The 23,031-nt window shown below is 71.8% G+C and carries 17 protein-coding genes, 1 tRNA gene and 1 pseudogene; 7 read left to right on the forward strand and 12 right to left on the reverse strand.

Going from position 1 to position 23,031, the window contains the following annotated elements:
* Positions 1-96: 96 nt before the first annotated feature.
* The 4 genes from ACIQCJ_RS29915 to ACIQCJ_RS29930 form a co-directional block, all read right to left on the reverse strand.
* Positions 97-780 carry a hypothetical protein gene (locus ACIQCJ_RS29915; protein WP_402713093.1) on the reverse strand — a complete coding sequence of 228 codons (684 nt, stop codon included), beginning with the start codon at positions 778-780 and terminating at the stop codon, positions 97-99.
* Complete coding sequence (locus tag ACIQCJ_RS29920; protein ID WP_355337139.1) at positions 777-1,196, reverse strand: thioesterase family protein; 420 nt, start codon at positions 1,194-1,196, stop codon at positions 777-779. Before ACIQCJ_RS29920 ends, ACIQCJ_RS29915 begins: the two co-directional genes overlap by 4 nt.
* Positions 1,197-1,212: 16 nt before the next feature.
* Complete coding sequence (gene ettA, locus ACIQCJ_RS29925) at positions 1,213-2,877, reverse strand: energy-dependent translational throttle protein EttA (protein WP_355337137.1); 1,665 nt, start codon at positions 2,875-2,877, stop codon at positions 1,213-1,215.
* Positions 2,878-3,379: 502 nt separating this feature from the next.
* Positions 3,380-3,688, reverse strand: a complete 309-nt coding sequence (locus tag ACIQCJ_RS29930; protein WP_402713094.1) for a transposase — start codon at positions 3,686-3,688, stop codon at positions 3,380-3,382.
* A gap of 159 nt (positions 3,689-3,847) precedes the next feature.
* Here ACIQCJ_RS29930 and ACIQCJ_RS29935 point away from each other — a divergent pair.
* Positions 3,848-4,963: pseudogene (locus tag ACIQCJ_RS29935) on the forward strand (tyrosine-type recombinase/integrase).
* Positions 4,964-5,274: 311 nt separating this feature from the next.
* Here ACIQCJ_RS29935 and ACIQCJ_RS29940 read toward each other — a convergent pair.
* From ACIQCJ_RS29940 to ACIQCJ_RS29955, 4 genes are all read right to left on the reverse strand, one after another.
* Positions 5,275-6,705: an LAETG motif-containing sortase-dependent surface protein gene (locus ACIQCJ_RS29940; RefSeq protein ID WP_402713095.1), complete on the reverse strand. Its 1,431-nt coding sequence runs from the start codon at positions 6,703-6,705 to the stop codon at positions 5,275-5,277.
* A gap of 248 nt (positions 6,706-6,953) precedes the next feature.
* A complete protein-coding gene (gene ssb, locus ACIQCJ_RS29945; protein WP_402713096.1) occupies positions 6,954-7,478 on the reverse strand; it encodes a single-stranded DNA-binding protein in 525 nt (174 codons plus the stop codon).
* A 125-nt stretch (positions 7,479-7,603) separates the two neighbouring features.
* Positions 7,604-9,490, reverse strand: coding sequence for a dynamin family protein (locus tag ACIQCJ_RS29950; RefSeq protein ID WP_402713097.1), 1,887 nt, complete (start codon positions 9,488-9,490; stop codon positions 7,604-7,606).
* 5 nt (positions 9,491-9,495) lie between these two features.
* On the reverse strand, positions 9,496-11,193 hold the full coding sequence (locus tag ACIQCJ_RS29955; RefSeq protein ID WP_402713192.1) for a dynamin family protein: 1,698 nt from the start codon (positions 11,191-11,193) through the stop codon (positions 9,496-9,498).
* A gap of 339 nt (positions 11,194-11,532) precedes the next feature.
* On the opposite strand from ACIQCJ_RS29955, the gene ACIQCJ_RS29960 reads away from it, so the two are divergent.
* Positions 11,533-11,605 (forward strand) — tRNA-Arg (locus ACIQCJ_RS29960).
* A 255-nt stretch (positions 11,606-11,860) separates the two neighbouring features.
* Here ACIQCJ_RS29960 and ACIQCJ_RS29965 read toward each other — a convergent pair.
* Positions 11,861-12,598, reverse strand: coding sequence for an SDR family oxidoreductase (locus ACIQCJ_RS29965; RefSeq protein WP_402713098.1), 738 nt, complete (start codon positions 12,596-12,598; stop codon positions 11,861-11,863).
* A 183-nt stretch (positions 12,599-12,781) separates the two neighbouring features.
* Here ACIQCJ_RS29965 and ACIQCJ_RS29970 point away from each other — a divergent pair, with 183 nt between their 5' ends.
* Together ACIQCJ_RS29970 and ACIQCJ_RS29975 are read left to right on the forward strand one after the other, a co-directional pair.
* Positions 12,782-13,423, forward strand: coding sequence for a TetR/AcrR family transcriptional regulator (locus ACIQCJ_RS29970; protein ID WP_402713099.1), 642 nt, complete (start codon positions 12,782-12,784; stop codon positions 13,421-13,423).
* A 219-nt stretch (positions 13,424-13,642) separates the two neighbouring features.
* On the forward strand, positions 13,643-14,548 hold the full coding sequence (locus ACIQCJ_RS29975; RefSeq protein WP_355337125.1) for an NADP-dependent oxidoreductase: 906 nt from the start codon (positions 13,643-13,645) through the stop codon (positions 14,546-14,548).
* Positions 14,549-14,678: 130 nt separating this feature from the next.
* On the opposite strand, the gene ACIQCJ_RS29980 is transcribed toward ACIQCJ_RS29975, so the two are convergent.
* Positions 14,679-16,868, reverse strand: coding sequence for an ATP-binding protein (locus ACIQCJ_RS29980; protein WP_402713100.1), 2,190 nt, complete (start codon positions 16,866-16,868; stop codon positions 14,679-14,681).
* Positions 16,869-16,998: 130 nt separating this feature from the next.
* On the opposite strand from ACIQCJ_RS29980, the gene ACIQCJ_RS29985 reads away from it, so the two are divergent.
* The 3 genes from ACIQCJ_RS29985 to ACIQCJ_RS29995 all read left to right on the forward strand — a co-directional run bounded on the left by ACIQCJ_RS29985 (position 16,999) and on the right by ACIQCJ_RS29995 (position 20,894).
* Entirely contained in the window at positions 16,999-17,823 is an 825-nt protein-coding gene (locus ACIQCJ_RS29985) for a nuclear transport factor 2 family protein (protein ID WP_402713101.1), read from the forward strand.
* Positions 17,824-18,015: 192 nt separating this feature from the next.
* Positions 18,016-19,395 carry an MFS transporter gene (locus ACIQCJ_RS29990; protein WP_402713102.1) on the forward strand — a complete coding sequence of 460 codons (1,380 nt, stop codon included), beginning with the start codon at positions 18,016-18,018 and terminating at the stop codon, positions 19,393-19,395.
* 41 nt (positions 19,396-19,436) lie between these two features.
* Positions 19,437-20,894, forward strand: coding sequence for an aldehyde dehydrogenase family protein (locus ACIQCJ_RS29995; protein ID WP_401715601.1), 1,458 nt, complete (start codon positions 19,437-19,439; stop codon positions 20,892-20,894).
* A 167-nt stretch (positions 20,895-21,061) separates the two neighbouring features.
* Here ACIQCJ_RS29995 and ACIQCJ_RS30000 read toward each other — a convergent pair whose 3' ends face one another.
* Both ACIQCJ_RS30000 and ACIQCJ_RS30005 read right to left on the reverse strand, forming a co-directional pair.
* Positions 21,062-21,853, reverse strand: a complete 792-nt coding sequence (locus tag ACIQCJ_RS30000; RefSeq protein WP_391047183.1) for an ATP-binding cassette domain-containing protein — start codon at positions 21,851-21,853, stop codon at positions 21,062-21,064.
* A 109-nt stretch (positions 21,854-21,962) separates the two neighbouring features.
* Complete coding sequence (locus tag ACIQCJ_RS30005; RefSeq protein WP_401715603.1) at positions 21,963-22,961, reverse strand: sortase; 999 nt, start codon at positions 22,959-22,961, stop codon at positions 21,963-21,965.
* Positions 22,962-23,031: the final 70 nt, after the last annotated feature.

Here is a 23,031-nt window from a genome sequence, read left to right on the forward strand (position 1 = left end):
CTCCGTGCGGTGCAGTCCTAGACAGCTCCACCACACCGGAGGTCTTCGCCATGATCAAGCACCGGCACATGTCAACAACGCTCGTGATCAATACACCTAGGCCGGAGTGACGGTCAGACCGGAGGCCGGCGCGGCAGCGCGTACGGCCACGGAACCGAGCGCGGTGCGCAGCCGCAGCCAGGGCCCGGCGGACAGAAGCACGGCGTCCTCGGCCCCCCGCAGAAACCCGAGGGCATGGGCGGCGTGCACCGCCCGCAAGGGCAAGCCGGTACCGGGAAGCGGCCGAGCCCACAGCTCCTCGGCGAGCGCGTCGAGTCCGGCCCGCGTACGCCCGGCGTCGCCCAACTCCTCCGTACGCGTGCGGAATTCCCCGATCACGCGGGCGGCAGCAGCCCGCACGGCGTCACCGTCGACCTCGGTGACCCGCAGCCAGCCGCCGCGCGGCGGCAGCAGCCCGGCCCAGGAGGGCCCGGTGACGGACCCGGGCAGCACCAACTCGCCCCCCTCCGGCGGAGGCACGGCGTCGAGGAGCTGCCCGGCCGACACGGTCGCGTCGACCGCCGCCCCGACCCCATCCTCGGCCAGCGCCGCGGTGCGGACCGCGAGGACGCCCCCGAAGGGCGGGTGGCCGAAGACCCCGAGGGCGGCCTCCCCTTCGGCGGACCTGAGCCGTACGACCGCCGCCTTGTCCCAGCGGATCAGCCGGCCGAGGAAGGCGGCCAGATCGGCCGCCTCCCCCGCTCGCGCCAGCGTCAGCGTCGACCGCGCGGGAGCGGTCATACGGTGACGGCCCCGTCCAGATACCGCTGGAGGAACAGCTTCTCCTCCGCGGTGATCCGCCGCGGCCGTCCGGCGGCGAGGTTGTACGGGACGACGACCGTGGAGGCCCGCACGTACACCGTCTCGCCGTCCTTGACCTCGTAGTGGACGGTCAGCGACGCCGCGCTGATGTCCGAGACCCACGTCTCGACGGTGACCGGCTCGTGCCGGTGCACCAGCGGACGCAGGTAGTCGATCTCGTGGCGGGCCACGACGGACCCGCCGGTGAACGACACGCTTCCCTCGCCCGGCGCCAGCCGGAACATGAAGTCGATCCGCGCCTCTTCCAGATACCGCAGGAAGACCACGTTGTTGACGTGCCCGAAGGCGTCCATGTCCGCCCAGCGCAGCGGGCAGAGGAAGATGTGCCGTGCCATCACAGATACCGTGCCCTCAGCCGCGGGTCAGCTTCTTGTACGTGGCGCGGTGCGGCCGGGCCGCGTCGGCGCCGAGCCGCTCCACCTTGTTCTTCTCGTACGACTCGAAGTTGCCCTCGAACCAGTACCAGCGGCTCTCGCCCTCGTACGCGAGGATGTGCGTCGCCACCCGGTCGAGGAACCACCGGTCGTGGGAGATCACGACGGCCGCGCCGGGGAACTCCAGCAGGGCGTTCTCCAGCGACGACAGGGTCTCGACGTCGAGGTCGTTGGTGGGCTCGTCGAGGAGCAGCAGATTGCCGCCCTCCTTGAGGGTGAGCGCCAGGTTGAGGCGGTTGCGCTCACCGCCGGAGAGCACGCCCGCGGGCTTCTGCTGGTCCGGGCCCTTGAAGCCGAAGGCCGAGACGTAGGCGCGGGACGGCATTTCGACCTGGCCGACGTTGATGTAGTCCAGCTCGTCGGAGACGACGGCCCACAGCGTCTTCTTGGGGTCGATGTTGGCGCGGCTCTGGTCGACGTAGGAGATCTTGACCGTCTCGCCGACCTTGATGGAGCCGGAGTCCGGGGTCTCCAGGCCCTGGATCATCTTGAACAGCGTGGTCTTGCCCGCGCCGTTCGGGCCGATGACGCCGACGATGCCGTTGCGCGGGAGCGTGAACGACAGGTCGTCGATCAGCACCTTGTCGCCGAACGCCTTGGAGAGGTTGTTGACCTCGACCACGATGGATCCCAGGCGCGGGCCCGGCGGGATCTGGATCTCCTCGAAGTCCAGCTTCCGCACCTTGTCGGCCTCGGCGGCCATTTCCTCGTAACGGGCCAGGCGGGCCTTGGACTTCACCTGACGGCCCTTGGCGTTGGAGCGGACCCACTCCAGCTCTTCCTTGAGTCGCTTGGCGCGCTTGGCGTCCTTCTGCCCCTCGACCTTCAGGCGGGCCGCCTTCTTCTCCAGGTACGTGGAGTAGTTGCCCTCGTAGGGGTGCGCCCGGCCGCGGTCCAGCTCCAGGATCCACTGGGCCACGTTGTCCAGGAAGTACCGGTCGTGGGTGACGGCGACGACGGTGCCGGCGTACTGCGCCAGGTGCTGCTCCAGCCAGTTCACCGACTCGGCGTCCAGGTGGTTGGTGGGCTCGTCGAGGAGCAGCAGGTCGGGCGCTTCGAGCAGCAGCTTGCAGAGCGCGACGCGGCGCTTCTCGCCGCCGGAGAGCGTGGTGACCTGCCAGTCGCCGGGCGGGCAGCCCAGGGCGTCCATGGCCTGTTCGAGCTGCGCGTCCAGGTCCCAGCCGTTGGCGTGGTCGAGCTGCTCCTGGAGCTTGCCCATCTCGTCCAGCAGCGCGTCGGAGTAGTCGGTCGCCATCAGCTCGGCGATCTCGTTGAACCGCGTGAGCTTCGCCATGGTGTCGGCGGCGCCGTCCTGCACGTTCTCCAGCACGGTCTTGGACTCGTCGAGCTGCGGCTCCTGGAGCAGCATCCCCACCGAGAAGCCGGGCGACAGGAACGCGTCACCGTTCGACGGCTGCTCCAGGCCCGCCATGATCTTCAGGACGGTCGACTTACCGGCGCCGTTCGGCCCGACGACGCCGATCTTCGCTCCCGGCAGGAAGCTCAGCGTGACGTCGTCGAGGATCACCTTGTCGCCGTGGGCCTTGCGGGCCTTGCGCATGGTGTAAATGAACTCAGCCAAGAGAAACCGTCCGGCAATCGAGTAGGGCCACAGTGCGGCACCGCCGCGTGAGGGCAGATACACCCCATCTTGCCAGTCGTCCACCCCACGGGGCGAATGGGTACCTCACCGCCCCCTCCCCCGCCCCTGACCTGCGGCCCGTCCCGCGACCCTCCGTGACCGCCTGTCATTCTCGGTCACCCACCCGGTCACCCTCGCACGGCCCACAGACGGCCCCACGACCCGGCACCTCGCCCGCCTACACTGCTGCCTGATGAGGTCGCCCGCACGGTAAAGGACGGGACCCGGGGTGCGGAAAGGGCCGTCTGCCTCATCACTTCTGCGCGAGGTTCTTCCAAGTTCCCGGGGTCGGTTCGACGGGTTCGCTTATAGCTCTGACAGCCACGCGGCCTGAGCTTCGATTGCCCCATCGTTTGCGGGCGCGTTGAGGCAGGGTCGTGCGTCATGGCGATCTCGTTCGGGCACGTGACCGTGACGGGCACCCCGCCGCCGGCCAGCTCCTTCACGAGCGGATAGATCCTTTTCCCGGCCGATGCGCCTGCGACAGATAGGCAGCGGCCCGGCGCAGAACCTCGTTCTCCTGCTCCAGCAACTTGATGCGCCGACGCGCTTCCCGCAGCTCCGCATTGTCCTGGCCGGTCGTTCCGGGCTTGGAGCCATCGTCGATGTCCGCCCGGCGCATCCACTTCCCAAGCGTCATCGCGTGGACTCCGAAGTCCGCGGCCACCTGCTCCACCGTCACGCCCGGGCCACGGTTTCTCGCGACCCGCACAACATCCACGCGGAACTCTTCCGGATAAGGCGTGGGCACAGCGACATCCTTCCCACCCGCCCCACAGGGCAAGCCAGATCAGACGTCACCCGATCGTGCAGCAGACCCGTCGGCCCGGACGGTACGGAGAAGAGCAAGAGCTTCCCCGACCGGCAGAAGCGCGCGGCTGAAGCCTGGTTGACCAACCTGGAAGCCGACATGAGTCGGGGCCAGTACATCGACCCCCGTACGTCTCGGACGACCTTCCGGGAGTACACGGAACGCTGGCTCGCCGCGCTGACGACCGACCTCACCAGCCGGGCCGCGCTTGAGGGGCGTCTGCGCCTTCACGCCTTGCCGTACCTGGGCAGCCGTCCGATCGGATCGTTCCAGCCTGAGCACGTGCGCGAGTGGCTTCGTGAGCTTGAGGACCCCGTGACGGCCTCGTCGTATCGGCGGCTGATCTTCGATGCAGTGTCCTCCGTGCTCAATGCGGCTGTGGACGACCGCCTGTTGCCGACGAACCCGTGCCGTGCCCGGTCGGTGAAAGCTCCTCGTCCGGCTCCGACCCGAGTGCACCCGTGGTTGGCGGAGCAGGTGTTCGGAGTCCGTGAGGGCCTGCCGGATCGCTACCAGGCGACGGCAGATGTCGGCGGAGGCTGCGGTCTCCGGCAGGGTGAGATCTTCGGCCTTGCCGTCGACAACATCGGCGATCTCGGGTGGCTGTACGTGCGACAGCAGGTCAAAGCTCCGGGGCGGCCTCGTGTTCGCACCTTCGAAGCGGGGCAAGATCCGTGACGTCCCGCTCGATCCCGAGGTGTTGGCCGCGCTGACCGAGCACATCAAGCGCTTCCCGCCGGTCGACGTGACCTTGCCCTGGCTGACGCCGACCGGACCGAAGGTGACGCATCGTCTGATCTTCACCAGCGGTGCGGGTTCGGCGGTCTGGAGCAACGCCTTCAACGATCAGGCGTGGAAGCCCGCTCTGGCGTCCGCCGGGATCATCCCGGTACCGGAGAAGGGGAAGCGCTACGAAGCTGCCCGAGAGCACGGTATGCACGCGTTGCGGCACTTCTACGCCTCGGTGCTCCTCGACGCCGGAGAGAACGTCAAGGCGCTGAGCTTGCACCTCGGGCACAGCGACCGGGGTTCACGTTGCGGGTGTACAGGCACCTGATGCCGAGTAGCGAGACCCGGACCGGGAGCGCCATCAGCGCGATGTACCGGGCCGCCGGTCACGCCCATGACGGCCCAGAGACGCCCACGCCGCATGAGACGGCCCCTCATCAACGGGAAACCGCTGGTGGGGGGCTACTTCGTGCCCGGCTGGGATGAGAAACACCACATCTTGCCGTACGTCCACCCATCCGTGCGAACGGGTCCCTCCCCCACCCCGCCCGGCGGCCGCCTGGCGCTTGGCCTCCCGGTGGGTCAGCACGACGCCGCCCAGCATCAGCACGCTGACGAAGAAGGTTCTGACCACGTGTACGTCGTGTACGTCTCGCGTGCCTGCTGAGCGCCGACGGAAGCCGCTGTTCGCACGAGCGTCGCGGTAGGCGGCGCGGGCCGGACGGGGGCGGGTGTGCGAACGGGTCCTGCCGCACCCTCCGGTGCGGCAGGACCCGTTCGCGGTGGGGTGCCCCGGGTCAGGCGGTGGGGGTGTTCTTCTTGCGGCGGAAGAAGAAGGCGGCGGCGCCGCCGAGGACGACGAGGGCGATGGCGATGCCCGCGATCATCGGGGTGGCGCTGCTGCTACCGGTCTCGGCGAGATCGGTGCCGCCCGTGGTGCTGCCGGAGGTGGCGGGGCTGGGGGCGTTGGTGGGGGTGGCCGTCGGGGTGGGGCCGGGGGTGGTGGCGGTCTTGCAGTCCAGGACGCCCTCGAAGGTCTTCACCTGGTCGTTGGGCAGGGTGATGTCGATCTTGTACTTCTGGTCCTCCTGGACGGGGACCGTGACGGTCTGGGACTTGCCGGGCGCGACCGTGTAGCTCTTGCCTTCGAGTTCGAAGGTGAAGTCCTCGTCGCCCTGGTTGGCGGCGGTGACGTCGACCCCGTTCTTGGCGCAGACGACCTGCGCGGACAGCGCCGGGATCGGGCCCTTCCTGGCCCAGGACAGGGTCGCCGCCGCGGTGACGGTGGTGCTCTGCGAACCGGCGAGGATCTGCGACTGGCTGGAGGTGTCCGTGGCGGAGAAGGCACGGCCGACGGATATCTCGGTGGTGGCCGCGACGGTCACCGGGGCGGTGCCGTCCGCGGTGCCCGCGGGAACGTCGAAGTAGAGCGCGGTGCCGTTCTTGACCGGACCGCTGATCGCCTTGCCGTCCTTGTCGACGATCTTGACGCCCGCCGGGGCGTCGGCGCCGAGCTTGACGTCGACCGCGTCGGCGGTGGTGTGCACGGTCACCGGACCGAGCCGGTCGCCGGACTTGCCGGAGACAGCGGGCGGGTCGAGCGTCACCGAGGGCTTGGGCTCCTCAAGGGTCTGCGCGTGGCTGTCCAGGTACTCCGCGAGCGCCTTGGCGTCGCTGTCCTTGGCCTGCACGTTCACCCCCGGGTCGGACAGGTGCCAGATCGCCACCTGCGTACCGGCCGCGGCCAGGCCCGGCGTGAGCGGGTGGTCGAGGGTGACCCCGGCGGCCTTGAGGGTGTCCGTGACGGCCGCCACGTCGACCTTGGGGTAGGAGTTGTTGAGGATCCAGGCGATCTTGCCCGCGTCCTTGTTGTCCTTCAGCGTCGAGTTGTCCCAGGTGACCTCGTTGTAGGTCGCCTTGTCGACGGTGTGGTGATTGAAGTCGATGCAGTACGTCTCGATGGTGCCGCCACCGGTCACGGCCATCGAGAAGAGCCCGGCGGTGACGTCGTACTCGTCCTTGGCACCGGGGTTGACGACGGCCTGGTCGGCCTTGTCCTTCTCGATGCCGCCGAGCACGGCGGTGGCGCCCGTGGCCGACGGCGTCGTGCCGTCGTTCGGGGCGGCGACGGCCGCGCCCGCGCCCGCCATCACGCCCGCCGCGAGCAGGCCCGTGGCAATGCCGGCCGCCGCGAGGCGGGCGGCGCCCCGCCTGTAGGTCTTGAACATGGATTTCCCCTCCGGGCAAGGCGCGTTGGTCGTTCAGAGGATCGCCTTGCCTGCGCAGTTCCGGCCCCCGTGCGTGCTGAACGAGGAGATCCTAGGAACCAGGCGTCACACGCTCACCAAGAGAGTCCCCGCAGCGCCTTTTCGAATCCCAATCGTTATCGGCACAATTGCATGATTCCGTGTTTGTCGATAAGTCATCGACAGAATTCATCCCGGGAAATGCCGCCGAAAGCGGATACTCCGGATACTCAGGGCGCCCCCGCGGGAACGGGCGGCGCCGGATCCGGCCGGGCGACCACCGGCGGCGTCTCGGCCGCGTTCCCGACCGTGTTCCCGGCCGCGCTCCCGACCGCGTTCCCCACCACGGCCCCCGCCGCTCCGGACGCGGACGCGGCCCCCGCCCCGGTCATGCTCGCCGCGACCCGGCTGAACCGCGAGACGCCCCGCGCCAGGTCGTGCCCGACCGCCACCGCCTCGATCTCCGCGGTCAGATAGCGCCGACCCTCACGCTCCTCCTCACGGATCCTCAACCGCCCCTGGACGAGCAAGGGTTCACCGACTCCGACCGATTCCTTCACATGCCAGGCCAGCGTCCGCCACGCGCACACCGTGTAGAAGCTCGTGGCCCCGTCCGTCCACGCGCCGCGCTCGGCGTCCCACCGGCGCGAGGTGGTCGCCAGCCGGAAGCGGGTGACGGCCACACCGGTCGCGGTCTGCCGGGTCTCCGGCTCGGTGGCCACATTTCCCACCACGGTCACAAGCGTCTCGTTCATTTCTCTGCCCTCCCTGCCGATCGCGCCCCCCGCGGGACGCCGTAAGGACATCGTGCAGGAATTCGACCAGGCATGGAGAAACCGGCCGGAATCTGTGGATTACCGGCCGGTTGTGGATAACTTCGTCACTCGGACGAGTGGTCTCCCAGAGAAGTGCGGACGGAATGCGCCGCGTGCGCGGAATGCGCCCCGGCGACCACCGCGTACTGCTCGCGCACCTCGCGGTACCGCATCAATTCGGCCGCCACCGGTTCGAGCACCCGGGCCCTGCCGCAGTCCGCCGCCGCGTCCCGCAGCCGCCGCTCGGCGGCCTGGCCGTACCGCCGGGCGGGCCCGCGGGCCGCGAACCGGCAGGCACCGGCGAGGGCCGGGCCGCCGAGTCCGCCGACCGCGATCATCACGACCGGCAGCCACCACGTCAGATCGAGCGAACCCACCGCGACCGAGATCAGGCAGACCGCGCCGGCCACGGCCAGCGCCATCAGCAGCCACTGCGCGCCACCGGCCGCCGACCACCAGCCGGGCCGCTCCGGCGCCCCCGGCCGCGCCCGCGCCGCAGCGCCGTCCAGCGCCTCCGGCAGCCCGTCACCGCCGCGCCGGGCCGCGTCACGTACCGCCTGCGCCCAGGGCGCGGGCAGCCCGCGGGACGCGTCGGCCGCCACGCCGCGCACCGCCTCGTCGACCACCGGCCGGGACGCGGACAGCCCGCCGCCGCCCGTACGGGTCGCTCGTACGGGTGAACCCTGCGCCGGGCGCTCACCGCGGGAACCGGCGCCGCCCGCGGCCCGTTCACCGATCAGCCGACCCCACGGCGTACCGCAGGCCCCCTCCGCCGCTCCCGCCCAGTCCCGTTCCGCCGACTGCCCTGCCCCGGCCGCGCCCACCGCGTCCGCGAGCCGGTCCACGAATTCCTCGCGCGCCGAGTCCGTGAGCCCGGCGCCGCCCTCGCCGACGTAGAGCGGGTGCAGCCTGCTCGCCGTGCGGTCCATGTCGGCCGCCAGCCGCCTTCCGGCCGCCGCGCGGTCGGTGACGAGCTGGGCCAGTACGGCGCGCAGGTCCGCGACGCCCTCGCCGGTCAGCGCGGACGCGGAGAGCACCACGGCGCCGTCCTCGCCGTGCTCGCCGACCGCGAGGCCGTCCTCGTCCAGCAGCCGCCGCAGGTCGTCGAGGACCAGGTCGACCGAGTCGCCGGGCAGCCGGTCGATCTGGTTGAGCACCAGCACGGTCACGTCGGCGTGCCCGGACAGCGGGCGCAGATAGCGCTCGTGCAGGGCCGCGTCGGCGTACTTCTCCGGGTCGAGCACCCAGACGACGACGTCCACCAGGCCCAGCAGCCGGTCCACCTGATCGCGGTGGCCGGTCGCGGCCGAGTCGTGGTCGGGCAGGTCGATCAGGACGAGCCCGTCCAGGCTCTCCGCGCGCCCGGTGGCGCCGTCGGCGGCGAAGGCGCCCTCGGTCCCCGACAGCTCCTCCGACAGGTCCCCCGGCCACTCCCCCGCCGCGTCCAGCGCGCCGCGCCTGGCGTAACGGTCCTGCGGTGCGATCCCCAGCCGGTCGAGCAGCCCGGCCGCCCGCTCCGGCTGCCAGGCGCAGGCGACCGGCTTCGCGGTGGTCGGCCGCCGTACGCCGGTCTCGGAGAGCGCGAGCCCCGCCAGGGCGTTGAAGAGCGTGGACTTCCCGCTGCCGGTCGCCCCGGCCAGCGCCACCACCGTGTGGTCGAGCGACAACCGCCGCCGCTCGCCCAGGCGTTCCAGCAGCTCGCCGGTCTCGGCCAGCGCGTCCGGGCTGATCCGCGTCCTGGACAGCCCCAGCAACTCGCCGAGCGCGTCCACCCGCACGGTCAGCGCGTCCGTAGCGCTCTCCCGCCCCTGAGCGACCGACGAAGAAACGGCGGACGGAGAAGCGGACGACGCGGAGGACGACGGGCCCGGGACACGTCCCGGCCCGTCCCCCGCCGCGTCCGCGGACCCGCTCGCCGCCGATCGTGCCGAACTGCCGGTCGTCGTGGCCACCGTGGTCACCTTTCCCTCTGGAGTACGGACAGCGCCGCGATCAGCGACGACTGCTGCCGCGCGGTCACGTCGTAGCCGTCGACCGGGGCCAGCCGCCGGTCCCGCTCGGCGCGCAGCAGCCCTGCGACGGCGTCGTCCAGCCGGTCGCGCGCGGTGTCGCGCAGCCGCAGCGCGGCCTGTACGCCGACGGTCTCGGCCAGGCGCTCACCCGCGGCGCTCCCGCGCTTGCCGCCGAGCAGCGCGGTCGCCAGCAGCGCGGCCACGTCCTCGGGGTCGACGGGCGGCCGGTCGGCGTCGCGGGCGGCCCGCGCCTGCGCGTAGGACAGTTCGGTCAGACCGCGGCGCCAGCGGCGTACGCCCTTGTCGATCCGGGCGGCGACGGCGACGCGGTCGCGGTCGGGCCGCGCGGAGGGCTCGCCGAGCAGCGCCGATCCGGCGCGGTCGCGCTGCCAGTTGGCGACGACGCGTTCGTCGGCGGCGTCGGTCTCGGTCCGCAGCAGGGCCGCGAACTCCTCGGCGAGCGCGTGCTGGAGGGCGTCGGGGCCGCACGCGGGGTAGCCCTGCCAGTGCGCGAGGGCCTCACCGGCCAGCGGGACGCCCGCGCCGATCGCGGTGTCGATCCGCTCCCCGGCCTGTTCGTACGCGTCCTCCGCGCCGCGCGCCAGGCGTACGGCGGCGGCGTGCTGGGCGGCGGAGGCGGAGGCGAGGGCGGGCAACCGGCCGCGCAGGGAGTCCAGTACGCCGACGGCGGTGCGCTGGGCGGCGTGCTGGCGGGCGGCCGGGTCCTGGGCGCAGTGCGCGAGCCATTCGCGCAGCGCGGCGACCGCGGTCTGCGGCAACAGGCCGCCGCCGCCCGCGGATTCGGGCAGTTCGGGGACGGTGAAGCGGGGTACGTCGCCCAGGCCCGCCTTGCCGAGCAGCGCCGCGTAGTGCCTGCCGACGTCGTCCGCGATCTGGTGCGGGACGCGGTCGAGGACGGTGGCGAGCGTGACGTCGTACTCCTTGGCGGTGCGCAGCAGATGCCAGGGCAGGGCGTCGGCGTAGCGGGAGGCGGTGGTGACCAGGACCCAGATGTCGGCGGCGCAGATCAGCTCGGCGGCCAGTTCCCTGTTACGGGTGACGAGGGAGTCGATGTCGGGGGCGTCGAGGAGCGCGAGGCCGCGGGGCAGGCTGTCGTCGGTCTCCAGGCGCAGTTCGGCGCGCCCGGATTCGCCGCGGTCGGTGCGGTCGCCCCGGCCGCGCCGGTCGTCGTTCCGGTCGCCGTTCCGGTCCCCGCTGTCGCCCCGGCCCGGCCTGCCGCCCCCGGCCGCGCCGCCCGGACCCACCCGTTGGCGTACCGCCCAGGCCCTGTTGAGGCCGGGCAGGACGCGCGGGTCCGCGAACCAGGCGCGGTCCTCGGGGTGGCAGACCAGCACCGGGGTGCGGGTGGTCGGCCGGAGCACCCCGGATTCGCTGACGCGGCGGCCGACAAGGGAGTTGACGAGGGTCGACTTGCCCGCGCCCGTCGAACCGCCCACGACGGCCAGCAGAGGGGCCTCGGGCGCCTTCAGCCGGGGCACCAGGTAGTCGTCGAGCTGGGCGAGCAACTCCTGTCGGGTACGCCGGGCGCGGGCGGCTCCGCGCAGTGGGAAGGGGAAGCGTGCGGCGTCGACGCGGTCGCGCAGCGCGGACAGCGCGTCGAGCAGCTCGGGCCGTACGTCCAAGATCGCCACACCCGCAGAATGCCCCATATTGGAGCATTTTTGAAGCGTATTTCGGGTAAATCACCCCATTCGGCCCGCACTACATGAAATGGGGCGGCCCATGGTGTCGATGGGGCAGAATGAGCCATCGGCATAACGAGTGCACAACAGCAGCGATCCGAGGCGTCAAAAGCGATGCACGTTCTGCACATGCCTGCGATTATCGGACCACTTCACCGAACCTCCACAACGTGTCACGCGGGTGAAGCAACCGGCGGCAGGCATGTAGCGCCCTATCCTTGACCTCGGTACAAGGTCACGGAACCACCCAGGGGCGGAGACAGCCGCGGCCACTGTCCGGCCCCCGTAGCTCAGTGGATAGAGCAGGCGCCTTCTAAGCGCTTGGCCGCAGGTTCGAGTCCTGCCGGGGGCACTCCTATCCGAACGGACCCTTCGGCCCGTCCCAGGATATTTCCGCAGGTCGGCCCTTTCAGCGCTTCCGTCGAACCGGTGACGCGACAGACGGTGTGCCACCGCCCTCATGTCCGGGAAGTCCGGTTGATGCTGGCTGGATCCGGCCATCTACGGCCGGCCGTCCCGCATGGTTGCCCGCCTCGCCCTCGAACTCGCCCACCACGCCGCGCGGCCGCCGACCGGCGAGGACACCGGGCTCAACTCCTCGTCCGAATCAGCGGGTCTGATCGGTCGGTCGGATCAGGATCTCGTTGACCGCGACGTGGTCGGGCTGGGTGAGCGCGTACAGGACGGCGTCGGCGATGTCCTCGGCGTTGAGCGTCCGCATCGATTCGGCATAGGTCTTGGCGTAGTCCCGCAGGGCGGGGTCGGTGATGTGGGTGAGCAGTTCGGTCGCGACCATTCCGGGTTCGACGACGATCACCCGTACGCCCTGGGCGGTGACTTCCTGCCGCAACGACTCGGCGAAGGCGGTGACGCCGAACTTGGTGGCGGCGTACACACCGCCGCCCGCCGACGCGGTGCGCCCGGAGGTCGAGGAGATCTGGACGACGGCGCCCCTGCTTTCCAGCAGGTGGGGCAGGGCGGCATGGGCGGTGTACATCGATCCGAGCAGGTTGGTGTCGACCATGCGGCGCCACTCGGCGGTGTCCGCGTTCAGGATCGGTCCGTTGAGCATGACGCCCGCGTTGTTCACGAGGGCGTCGAGGGCGCCGAAGCGGTCGACGGCGGCCGCGACCGCGTCCTGTACGGACTGACGGTCGGTGACGTCGAGCTCCAGGACCAGGAGTTCACCCGGCGCCTCCTGCGCGAGCGACGTCAGACGGTCCGCCCGGCGCGCTCCGACAGCCACCCGGGCGCCCGCCTTCGACAGGGCGAGCGCGGTGGCCCGGCCGATGCCCGAGGAGGCGCCGGTGACCAGTGCGGTCCTGCCGTCAAGGGTGCTGTTCATGTCTTCCTCCGGTGGTGCGCCGCGAAGACGGCGCGTGATGAAGCGGCGGTGATCCGCGAGGCGTCATGGCGACGGCGCGGCCGGCCCGACAGAAGGTGACCGCCGGGTCATATTGACCGTACACCTAAGCTGACCCAGCGGTCACCTTGCTGGTAGGCTGGACCTCCTGACCAGGGAGTACGCATGAGCGAGACGACAGAGACCGCAGGTCGGCGGGCGGACATGGTCCGCAACCGGCGTCTGCTGCTCCAGGCCGCGACAGAGGCGTTCGCCGAGCGGGGCACGGATGTGTCGATGGGCGAGATCGCCCAGCGTGCCGGCCTCGCCAAAGGCACCGTGTTCCGGCACTTCGCCTCGAAGGAGGACCTGCTCGCGGCCATCATGCTGCGACTTCTCGACCGGCTGACCGGCACGGCGGAGCGCCTCGCCGACGCGGACGACGCGGCGCGGGCACTGGCGGAGTTCATGGCCGACGGCGTCGGGGCGCTGGCCGCCGACCGCGCCTTCTGTGAAGTGATCGGACGCCCCTCGCTGGATCACGCCGGGGTGCGGGACGGGATCGGCCGCCTCCGCGACGCGGCCGACGTGCTCACGGCCAGGGCGCAGGAGCAGGGCACCGTCCGCGGGGACGTCACGGGAACGGACATCGTGCTGCTCCTCGCGGGCATCCATCAGACGGCGGCGCCCCTGCTGGCCGCACAGCCCCAGGCGTGGCGCCGCTACCTCGAACTCGCCCTCGACGGGCTCCGTGCCACCGGCGCCCGTACGCTGCCGCATCGCCCGGACCACCTGGACCTCGGCGAGAACGCCGCCGCGCGGTCCTAGCTCGCGGACCCTGGCTTTCTGTCGCCCGGCCGGACGCCTACCCGGAGATCACCGGAGACGAGGCCGTCAAGGGTCTGATCACCGTCCGTGGCTCCACACCGCGGGCCTACGCGCGCTCTGCCCCCTGGCTGCCCGACTTGCCTCTGACACTGATGTCAGGTTTTAGCGTGGTCGATGTCAAGGCACACCAAGCCGTCGGGACGAACAAGGCAGGACATCATGCGCGCAGCCCGGTACCACGAGTACGGCGGTACGGAGACCCTCACGGTCGAGAAGGTCCAGGACCCGCTGCCGGGTCCCGGAGAGATCCGCGTCGCCGTCGTGGCGGCCAGCGTCAACCCCGTCGACTGGAAAGTACGCAGCGGGGAGGTGCGCGACGTACTCCCAGTGGACCTGCCCGCGATACCTGGCCGCGACGCCGTGGGCCTGGTGGACATGATCGGGGAGGGCGTCACCGGAGTGAGCGTGGGTGACCGCGTCTTCGGGCTGGGCGGAGTCACGGGGGCGACGGCGGAGCTGGCCGTGCTCTCGGCGTGGGCGCCCGCGCCCGCCGCCTGGACCGACGAGCAGGCGGCCGGGGCGGGTCTGGTGTCCGTGACGGCGCTGAGCGGGCTCAAGGCGCTCGGCCCGCTCGCGGGGCGCACCCTGCTCGTCGAGGGCGCCGCCGGAGGCGTCGGCGGCGCGGCGGTGGAGATCGCGGTCGCCCTCGGAGCCACCGTGATTGGAACCGCCAGTGAGCGCAACCACGCCTTCCTCACCTCACTCGGGGCCCTTCCCACCACCTACGGTGCCGGCCTGTCGGAACGTCTCGCCGACCTGGCCCCGAACGGGGTCGACCTCGTACTCGACGCCGCCGCCTCCGGCTCCCTCCCCGACCTCATCGAGATCGCCGGCGACCCCGCCCGCGTGCTGACGGTCGCCGACTACGCGAACGCGGAACGTCTGGGGGTCCGTATGGCCAACGCGGTGAACGATTCCACGCTTCTCGCCGAAGCGGCCGCGCTCGGCGAGCAGGGCCGGTACGCACCGCGCGTCGAACGGACCTTCCCGCTGGAGGAGATCGCGCGGGCCCATGCCCTCTCCGAGCGCGGACATGTGCGGGGAAAGATCGTGATCCTCATCTGACGTCGGCCGTACGCGGTCCGAGGGGGCGCGGCTCCCCGGCGCCGTCGACGGTCTCGAATCCCGCCGCCCCCCCTCGCGGGAAACCTCCGGACACCGACCGGACACCGCCGGTACGGCCGGACGGCTCAGCTCAGTCCCGGCCGGAGACGGTGTCGGCGCGCCGGACGAGCTCCCGGAACCGCTCGCCCAGTTCATCGGTGTCCCGCAGGGGTGCGTCCGGCCCCGCCGCGTCCTCCCACCACCGCGCTGACGCCAGGTCATCGAGGTCCGTGGCCACGGCCGCGGCCACGCCCGCCAGGCGCGCCCGGTACCCGTCCTGTTGGGGGCCCAGCTCGCTGGCGACGGCGAGCATCGAGGCCGCGTCGGTCAGGCGCCCTTCGCCGCGGGCCGCCTGCGCGCACTCCGCGAGGACCGCGGCCACCGAGAACTCGCTGCCCAGCTCCCGCGCCGTGGCCGCGGCGGCGCGCCAGTGCCGCGCCGCCGCGGACCGGTCACCGCGCAGCAGCGCGCCGTCCCCGCGGCCGATGAGCACGTGCACAGCCGCCCACACGTCGCGTTCGACGTCGAGGCGCGCTTTGACGTGGGCCTCCGCCCTGGCCAGCAAAGACACCGAAGCGTCGAAGTCCTCCAGACGCAGCGCCGCCGCCGCCGCGAAGATCGCCGCTTCCGCGGCCAGCGAGGTGTCGTCGATCCGCTCGGCCAGCCGCATCGCCCGCTCCGCGGTGGCGAACAGGTCCGCGGCGACGCGGTGGAACCCGGCACGCGCCACCAGCCAGCGGGCCCGGCCCCGCTCGCTCAGGTCGTGCTCACGCAAGCGGTCGGCCCAGTCGAGCCCCTCGTGGGTGTGCCCGGTCATCCACAGCGGCAGCCACACCGACCACAGCAGTTCGGCGGCGTCGTCGTGCCTGCGGGAATCGACGAGGTGATCGAAGCCGAGCCGCAGCACATGGCGATCCGCCTCAACCTCCACGACGGCCGTCAAATCGCCGCGGCCACGGATTCGCGCACCCTGTTCGCGCGCTGCCCGCAAGGCCCATTGGGCCACGCTCCGACGGATGTGGTACCGGTCGTTCGGCCCGAGTGCCTCGAACACGTACCGGCGGACCGGTTCCAGCAGCCGGAACCGCGCGACCGGTCCCGCGTCGGCGCCGCGGGTGACCAGGGAGTGCTCGACCAACTCGGCGAGCGCCCCCACCGCGTCCGACGCATCCGGCGCGGCGACCGCCTCGACGATGTCGAGGGAGAAGCTGCCCGGGACCATGGCGAGCCGGGGAAGCAGTCGCCGGGCCGCGGGTCCGAGCATCCGGCAGCTCCACTCGACGGTGGCCGCCATGGTGCGTTGCCGCGCCGGCAGGTCCCGCGGGCCGGCCACGGGCAGATCCGCCAGCTGATCGACCCGCTTGAGCAGTTCCCGTGGTCCGAGTCGGGCGGCGGCGGCAGCCAGGAGCTCGATGGCCAGCGGCAGCCCGTCGGCCCGTCGGCACAGCAGCGCGACGGCGCCGTCGTCCCCGCTCCCGGTCGGCGGCGCGCCGGCGGCGGTGAGCCGCTCGCCGAAGAGCCGGACGGCTGCGGCCGGGCCGAGGGGAGCGATGCGCACCTCACGTTCCCGCCGTACCCGCAGCGGGACGCGGCTGGTGGCCAGGATCACCGCGTCGTGGGATGCCGTCAGCAGCTCGGCCAGCTGCGGGCCGCAGGCCGTGACGCGCTCCAGGTTGTCGAGGACGAGCAGAGCCGACGTGCCGGTGAGGTGCGCGGCGAGGCCGGTCACCGTGTCGCTGTGGGAGCCCGCGGAGCGGGACACGGCGGCGATGGCGTCGTCCGGGTCGGTGACGTCGGTCAGGTCCGCGAAGTACACGGCCCCCGGATGGTCCGCGGCCACCGCGTCCGCGGCCGCCAGCGCGACGGTGGTCTTGCCCACCCCGCCGGGGCCGGTGAGCGTCACCAGCCGGCCCGGCGCGGTGCGCAGGGCGGCGACGATCTCGGCGACCTCGCCGTCCCGCCCGATCACCGGGACGGCCGGGGGTGAGGGCGGGCGGGGTGTCAACGTGCGGGCCGGCATTTCGGACGTCCCGTCCCCGGCCCGGCCCAGGATGGCCAGCAGCGCCATGCGGTCCGCTTCGCGGAGCTGGAGCGCCGAGGCCAGCGACCGCACCGTGTGCGGCTGGGGCCGGGTCCGCCGCCCCCGTTCCAACGCGCTGACCGCCTCGACGGAGAGTCCCGCGGCGGAGGCCAGTTCCTGCTGGGTCAGCGACCGGGCTTCCCGCAGGCCGCGCAGCATGGCCGCGAAGCTGGTCGTCTTCGGCCCCGGCCAGTCGTTCATGACTTCGATTATGCCTGTCAGGGCCGGGACGCCGTCCGGGCAGTGTCCGGGCGGTGTCAGGTCGCCCGGCGGCACCCCGGACCTCCATGCTCGACGGTGACAGAGCGAACCAGAACTAGGAGATCGCCGCATGCTCCCCCAGGCCCTCCACGCACTACGCGAAGCGATCAACTCCCACGTGCCGGAGCGGATCGCCGACTGCTTCACCGACGACTACGTGGCCGAACGACCGCTGCGACCGGCCGAGGGATTCGTCGGCTCCGACCAGGTCGCCGCGAACTGGACGAAGATCCTGGCCGGCTTGCCCGACATACGGGCCGAGGTCCTGCGCCATGCGCAGAACGGCGACGAATCGTGGTCGGAATGGGAGATGCGGGGCACCGCCCCGGCCGGGGCGACGGTCGTACTGCGCGGCCCGGTAATCCTCACCGTCCGCGACGGACGGATCGCATGGGCCCGGTTCTACCCGGACCCGGTCACCACGGACGGCGGTCCGACCCACACCACCGTCTCCCGAGTGCTGCACGCGCCGGCCGAACAGATCTTCGCGGTGCTGCGCGACCCCCGGCGCCACGTCGAATTCGACGCCACCGGCCGCCTCAGGCACGCCGAAACCTCCCGCCCGGTGGACGCCGTCGGTGACACTTTCGTCATGGCCATGCACAGCGAGCTCGGTGACTACCGGACCGAGAACCACGTCGTGGCCTTCACCGAGGACCGTGTCATCGCCTGGGCGCCCGGCCACCCGGGGCAGCGCCCGCAAGGTCACCGCTTCACCTGGAAGCTCGCCCCGACCGGCGAGGGCCACACCGAGGTGACCCAGACGTACGACTGGACGGCGGTCACCGACCCGGCAGTGGTGCCCCGCCTGCCGATGGTCTCCGCCGACGAGCTCGAGGGGTCGTTGACCCGCCTGGCCGCGGTCGTCCCACCCGCGCGCGACGTCGCGTCGTAGCCGTAATCCGAGACCCGCGACTCAGTCTCGACGGCGACGTCGTCACAGCGGACATCGGACCCGCGGATCACCCCGCCGACCTGCCGTTCCTCGGTGGTTCGTGATCCGCGGGGTCCGATGGCCAGGTGGCGGGATCTCACGTGCCCGAGAAGGCGCGATCGCCAGTCTCAGGACGGAAAGCGAAGGCCAAACATGACATCTCATCGGTTGGCCCTGCCGGTCTTGTTGACCGGAACCTTCATGGGATTCCTGGACTCTTTCATCGTGATCGTCGGTGTTCCGTCGATCGCCGAGGACCTGAAAGCCTCGATTGCCGACACGCAGCTCGTTCTCTCGATCTACGTCGTGACCTACGGAGCCGCGCTGGTGATCGGCGGACGGCTGGGAGACCGGTTCGGCCGGCGCCTGATGTTCGGCATCGGGATGGCGGCCTTCACGCTCTTCTCCCTGGGCTGCGCACTCGCTCCCAGCCTCCTGGTGCTCGTCGCCATGCGCGCGTTTCAAGGCTTCGCGGCCGCGGTGATGCTGGCCCAGGTGCTCGCCACGATCCAGGCGGTGTACGAGGGCGAGCCGCGTCGCCGTGCGGTGCTGGCCTATACGACGGTGCTCGGCGCTGCCGCGACGCTCGGTCAGCTGATCGGCGGCGGGCTGCTGGCCGTCGACATCGCCGGCGTGGGCTGGCGTGCGCTCTTCGCGATCAATGTGCCGATCGGCCTTGCCGCGCTGCTTCTCGTCACCAGGGCGATCCCGGAGACGCGCGCGCCCGAGCCGGTGCCGGTCGACGTGCTCGGCGGCGGCGTACTGGCCGGCGCATTGATCCCGTTGCTGCTGGGCCTCGGCCTCGGGCCCGACCACGGCTGGCCCTGGATCGCGTGGGTGCTGCTCGGCGGGGGTGCCGTGATCGCGACGGCGATGCCCCGAGTTGAGCGCCGGGCCGCCGCTCCGCTGCTGTCGAGGCAGCTCCTGCGCCAGAGGTCGATCCGGCTCGGGCTCGTCGCCACCGTGGCGTTCTACGTGGGCAACAGCGCGACTTTGCTGGGAATGACCTTGTACCTGCAGGAGGGGCTCGGGATCGGCGCGCTCGGAGCGGGGCTGGCGTACCTTCCGCTCGGCGTGGCGTACATGGCGACGACTCTCGCGGCCCGTCGGCCCGGTGCCCCCACCGGTCCCCCGGCGATGCTGTGGGGCTCACTGGTCATGTTCGCCAGCCTCGTCGCCGCGATCTGCGCCGCGCTTGCCGGAGCGGGAGCGGTCGTCATCGCGCTGATGACGGCGGGCTTCGGCGCGGGGATGGGCTTCGCCTACCCGGCGATCATCGCCTCCGTACTCGCCCGTGTACGGGAAGGGGACGAGGGCGCCGCGTCGGGTGTCCTGCTCACCACCACGCAGGTGGCCAACGCGGTGGGTTTCGCGCTCGTCAGCGCCGCCTGGAAGGCCACCGGCTCCCTGGCCGCGTCCCTGTCCATCGCTGCCGTTCTCCTGACCGGTGTCGCCGCGGTCGGGCTCCGGCTGCGCTCCGGGGACACCGGCAAGCAGCCTTCGTCCCGCCTTGAGCCGAGCGAGACGTCGTGACCCCGCGAGGAACCGCAACATCCATCAGAGAAGGAGCAACGATGCTTTTCCCTTCGAACGAGACGAACCTCCTTCACCACACGTTCGCCCACCTGATCGACGGCGAGCTGGTGCCCGGAGCCGCCGCCTCGCAGATCATCGACCCCGGGAACGGGGAGGTGATCGCCACCGCCGCGGCCGCCGACGAGGACCAGCTCGAGCTCGCGGTCAAGGCCGCGAAGACCGCCTTCCCGGCCTGGCGCGCGACGCCGTTCGCCGAACGCGCCGAGGTCGTACGGAGGATCGCCGACGCGGTCGAGGAGCACTACGACGAATTCTTGCGCATCCTGGCGCTCGAACTGGGCAAGCCCCTGCCGATGCTGCGAGAGCTGGATCTGGACTGGACGCTCAGGTGGGTCCGTCACTTCGCCGAACTCGACCTCTCGCCCGACGTGGTGCACTCGGACGCGCAATGGAGGGTGGAGCGCCACTACCAGCCGATCGGTGTCGTCGCCGCGATCGTCCCGTGGAACATGCCGCTCTTCCAGAGCCTGTACAAGGTCGTGCCGGCCATCCTCGCGGGCAACACGGCCGTCCTCAAGACCGCGCCGACCTCGCCTCTGCACGCCCTGTACCTGGGCGAGTTGCTGCGGGAGATCGTGCCGGCGGGTGTCGTGAACATCCTCGGCGACAACAGCCCCGACAAGAGCGTCGGCCCCGCGCTGGCCAACCACCCGGACGTCGGCATGGTGTCGTTCACGGGCTCGACAGCGGCCGGGCGCAAGGTCCTGGAAGCCTCGGCCACGACGATCAAACGAGTGGTGCTGGAGCTCGGCGGAAACGACTCGGCGATCATCATGCCCGACTCCGACGTGGAGAAGGTGGCACCCGAGATCTTCACCTGGACGTTCTCCTACGCCGGGCAACTGTGCGTGGGCATCAAGCGGATCTTCGTCCCGGACGCGATGTACGAGCGGTTCGCCGAGATCTTCGCGGAGCTCGCGACGTCCAAGGAGCTGCGTCACAGCCTCGACCCCGAGGCCGATCCCGCGTTCGGTCCCGTGCAGAACGGCGCCCAGTTCGAGCGGGTCAAGGAGTACCTCGAACTGGCCCACAAGGACGGCACGGTCATCGCCGGCGGGGCCGTGGACCCGCGCCCCGGCTACTTCGTCCCGCCGACCGTGGTCCGCGACATCAGCGATGACAGCCCCCTGGTGCGGGACGAGACCTTCGGCCCGGTGCGCGCGCTTCTGCGCTACGCCGATCTCGACGAGGCGGTGGCCCGGGCCAACGACACCGGCTACGGGCTCGGCAACTCCGTCTGGGGACCGGACATCGAGGCCGCGGCCGAGGTCGCCGCGAGGCTCGACAGCGGCACCGTGTGGATCAACACCCACGTCGGGGGCTTTCCCGACGTGCCCTTCGGCGGGATCAAGGAATCCGGTATCGGTGCGGAGTTCGGGATCGAGGGGCTGAAGGAGTTCGTCGAGAACAAGGTCGTCTACGTCCCCGTGTCGTGACGCGTGGGTCCGCCCAGCTGCCCCCGCGGCTGGGCGGACCGGCGTCGGCACGCCCGGCGACTGCGGCTGTTCGGTCGCGCACGTCACCCGCGACCGCGTCAGGCCCGTCGGGACGGCGGCGAACATCCGGTCCGGGACGCGTGTGACGACGAGGGCGGCGCGGTAGGTCAGCCGAAGCGGCCGTTGACGTAGTCGGCGGTGCGGGTGTCCTGGGGGTTGGCGAACATCGCCTCGGTGGGGCCGTGTTCGACGATGCCGCCGGGAGTGCCCTGTTCGGCGAGGAAGAAGGCGGTGTTCTGGGAGACGCGGGCGGCCTGCTGCATGTTGTGGGTGACGATGACGACGGTGACCTCGTCGGCCAGTTCCCTGATGGTCTCCTCGACGCGGCGCGTGGACGTCGGGTCGAGGGCGGAGCAGGGCTCGTCCATCAGGAGCACGCGGGGGCGGATCGCCAGCGAGCGGGCGATGCACAGCCGTTGCTGCTGGCCGCCGGACAGGGCGCCGCCGGGCTGCCGCAGCCGGTCCCTGACCTCCTTCCACAGGCCCGCGCGCGACAGGCACTCCTCGACCAGCAGGTCCTTGGTCTGCCGCGAGGCGCGGGTGCCGGTCAGCCGCAGTCCGGCCAGCACGTTGTCGTAGATGCTCATGGCGGGGAACGGGTTCGGCTTCTGGAACACCATGCCGATGTGCCGCCGGGCCTCGGTGAGCGGGCGGCCCGCCGCGTAGATGTCGTCGCCGTCGAGCAGGACCTCGCCGCCCATGGCGGCGCCGGGGATCATCTCGTGCATCCGGTTCAGGGTCCGCAGGAAGGTGGACTTTCCGCAGCCGGACGGGCCGATCAGGGCGGTCACGCGGCCGGCGGGCATGGTCAGCGAGACCCGGTCGAGGACCTTGTGCGTGCCGAACCAGGCGGAGATGCCCCGCGCGTCCAGGGTGGCGGCGCCCGGTCCGCGCGGCACGGCGGTCTCGGGCGGGACGGTCGCGGGCAGGGCGACGGTGGTCTCTTCGGGGGTGGCGATGTCGGTCACGGCGGGCACCTCGGGCAGTACGGGGCGGACGGTGGGCGGGTCAGAGGAGGTTGGGGAGCAGGCCGGTGACCTGGTCGGCGACCTGGAAGCCGACGACGGCGGTCAGCGGCAGGAAGACGATCCACGTCTGGTGGCGGCCCCAGCGGTGCCAGGCCCACACGGCCGCGACGGACGCCGCGAGCAGCGCCTGGAGCCACATCACGAGCTTCCACAGCTCGCTGGTGGAGGTGCCCATCGGCTGCTCGTCGGCCGGGAGGGAGCCGGGGCGGATGACGGCGTCGGGGGTGTCGGCGGTCTTCGACACCAGGTCGGCGTCCACGCGCAGCACGCCGCTGGGCAGATACGCGGGGCCGTCGGCGGTGACCAGCACCAGCCGGCCGCCTCCCGCGGCGGGCTGCGCCGGGGCCGGGTCGCCCGCGCGGCGGGCGTCGAGCACCCGGAACCGGTGGCGGCCCTGTCCTGTGGTGACGGTGAAGGTGTCGCCCGGCCGCAGCCGGTCGAGCGCGCCGAACGGTCCGCCGTACGCCGCCGCCCTGCCCATCAGCACGCTGCTGCCGGACTGGCCGGGCAGCGGGGTGTCGCGGCGGTGGCCGACGCCGCCGGTGAGCACGTCGGCCGAGGTGCCCTCCGCCACCACCTCGCGCAGGTGCAGCCGGGGGATCTCCAGCAGCGCGAGCGGTGTGCCGGGCGCGAGCAGCCGGCCCCGCTCGTCGGTCTGGCCGACCGGCACGGTGCCTTCGGCGAGGCTGGCGCGCAGCGCGTCGAACCGGTCCTGCTGCGCGGACCTGTGCTGCACCCCGCTGAGTACGACGAGGTTGGCGGCCAGGCCGAGCAGCAGCACGGCGAGCGCGAGCAGCGCGCCTGCGGCGAGCTGACGGGCGGCGGGCCGCCGGGGCCGGGGGGCCGGGGCGGCGACCGCGGCGGGCTCCTCGGCGGGCGCGCCGCCGGGCGTCTCGGCCCGCGTCACCTCCTCGGGCGTCTCGGCCGGTGCCTCGGCGGAACGCGCCGCCCGCGGCGGAGTCTGGTCGGTGACCGTCACGGCGGCCTGCCTCCTCGGGATGTCCAGGACTGGATGGGGGTGTACGGGGCTGGATGGGGGTGTACGGGGG

The organism is Streptomyces sp. NPDC093221 (assembly GCF_044753885.1).
GTDB lineage: Bacteria > Actinomycetota > Actinomycetes > Streptomycetales > Streptomycetaceae > Actinacidiphila.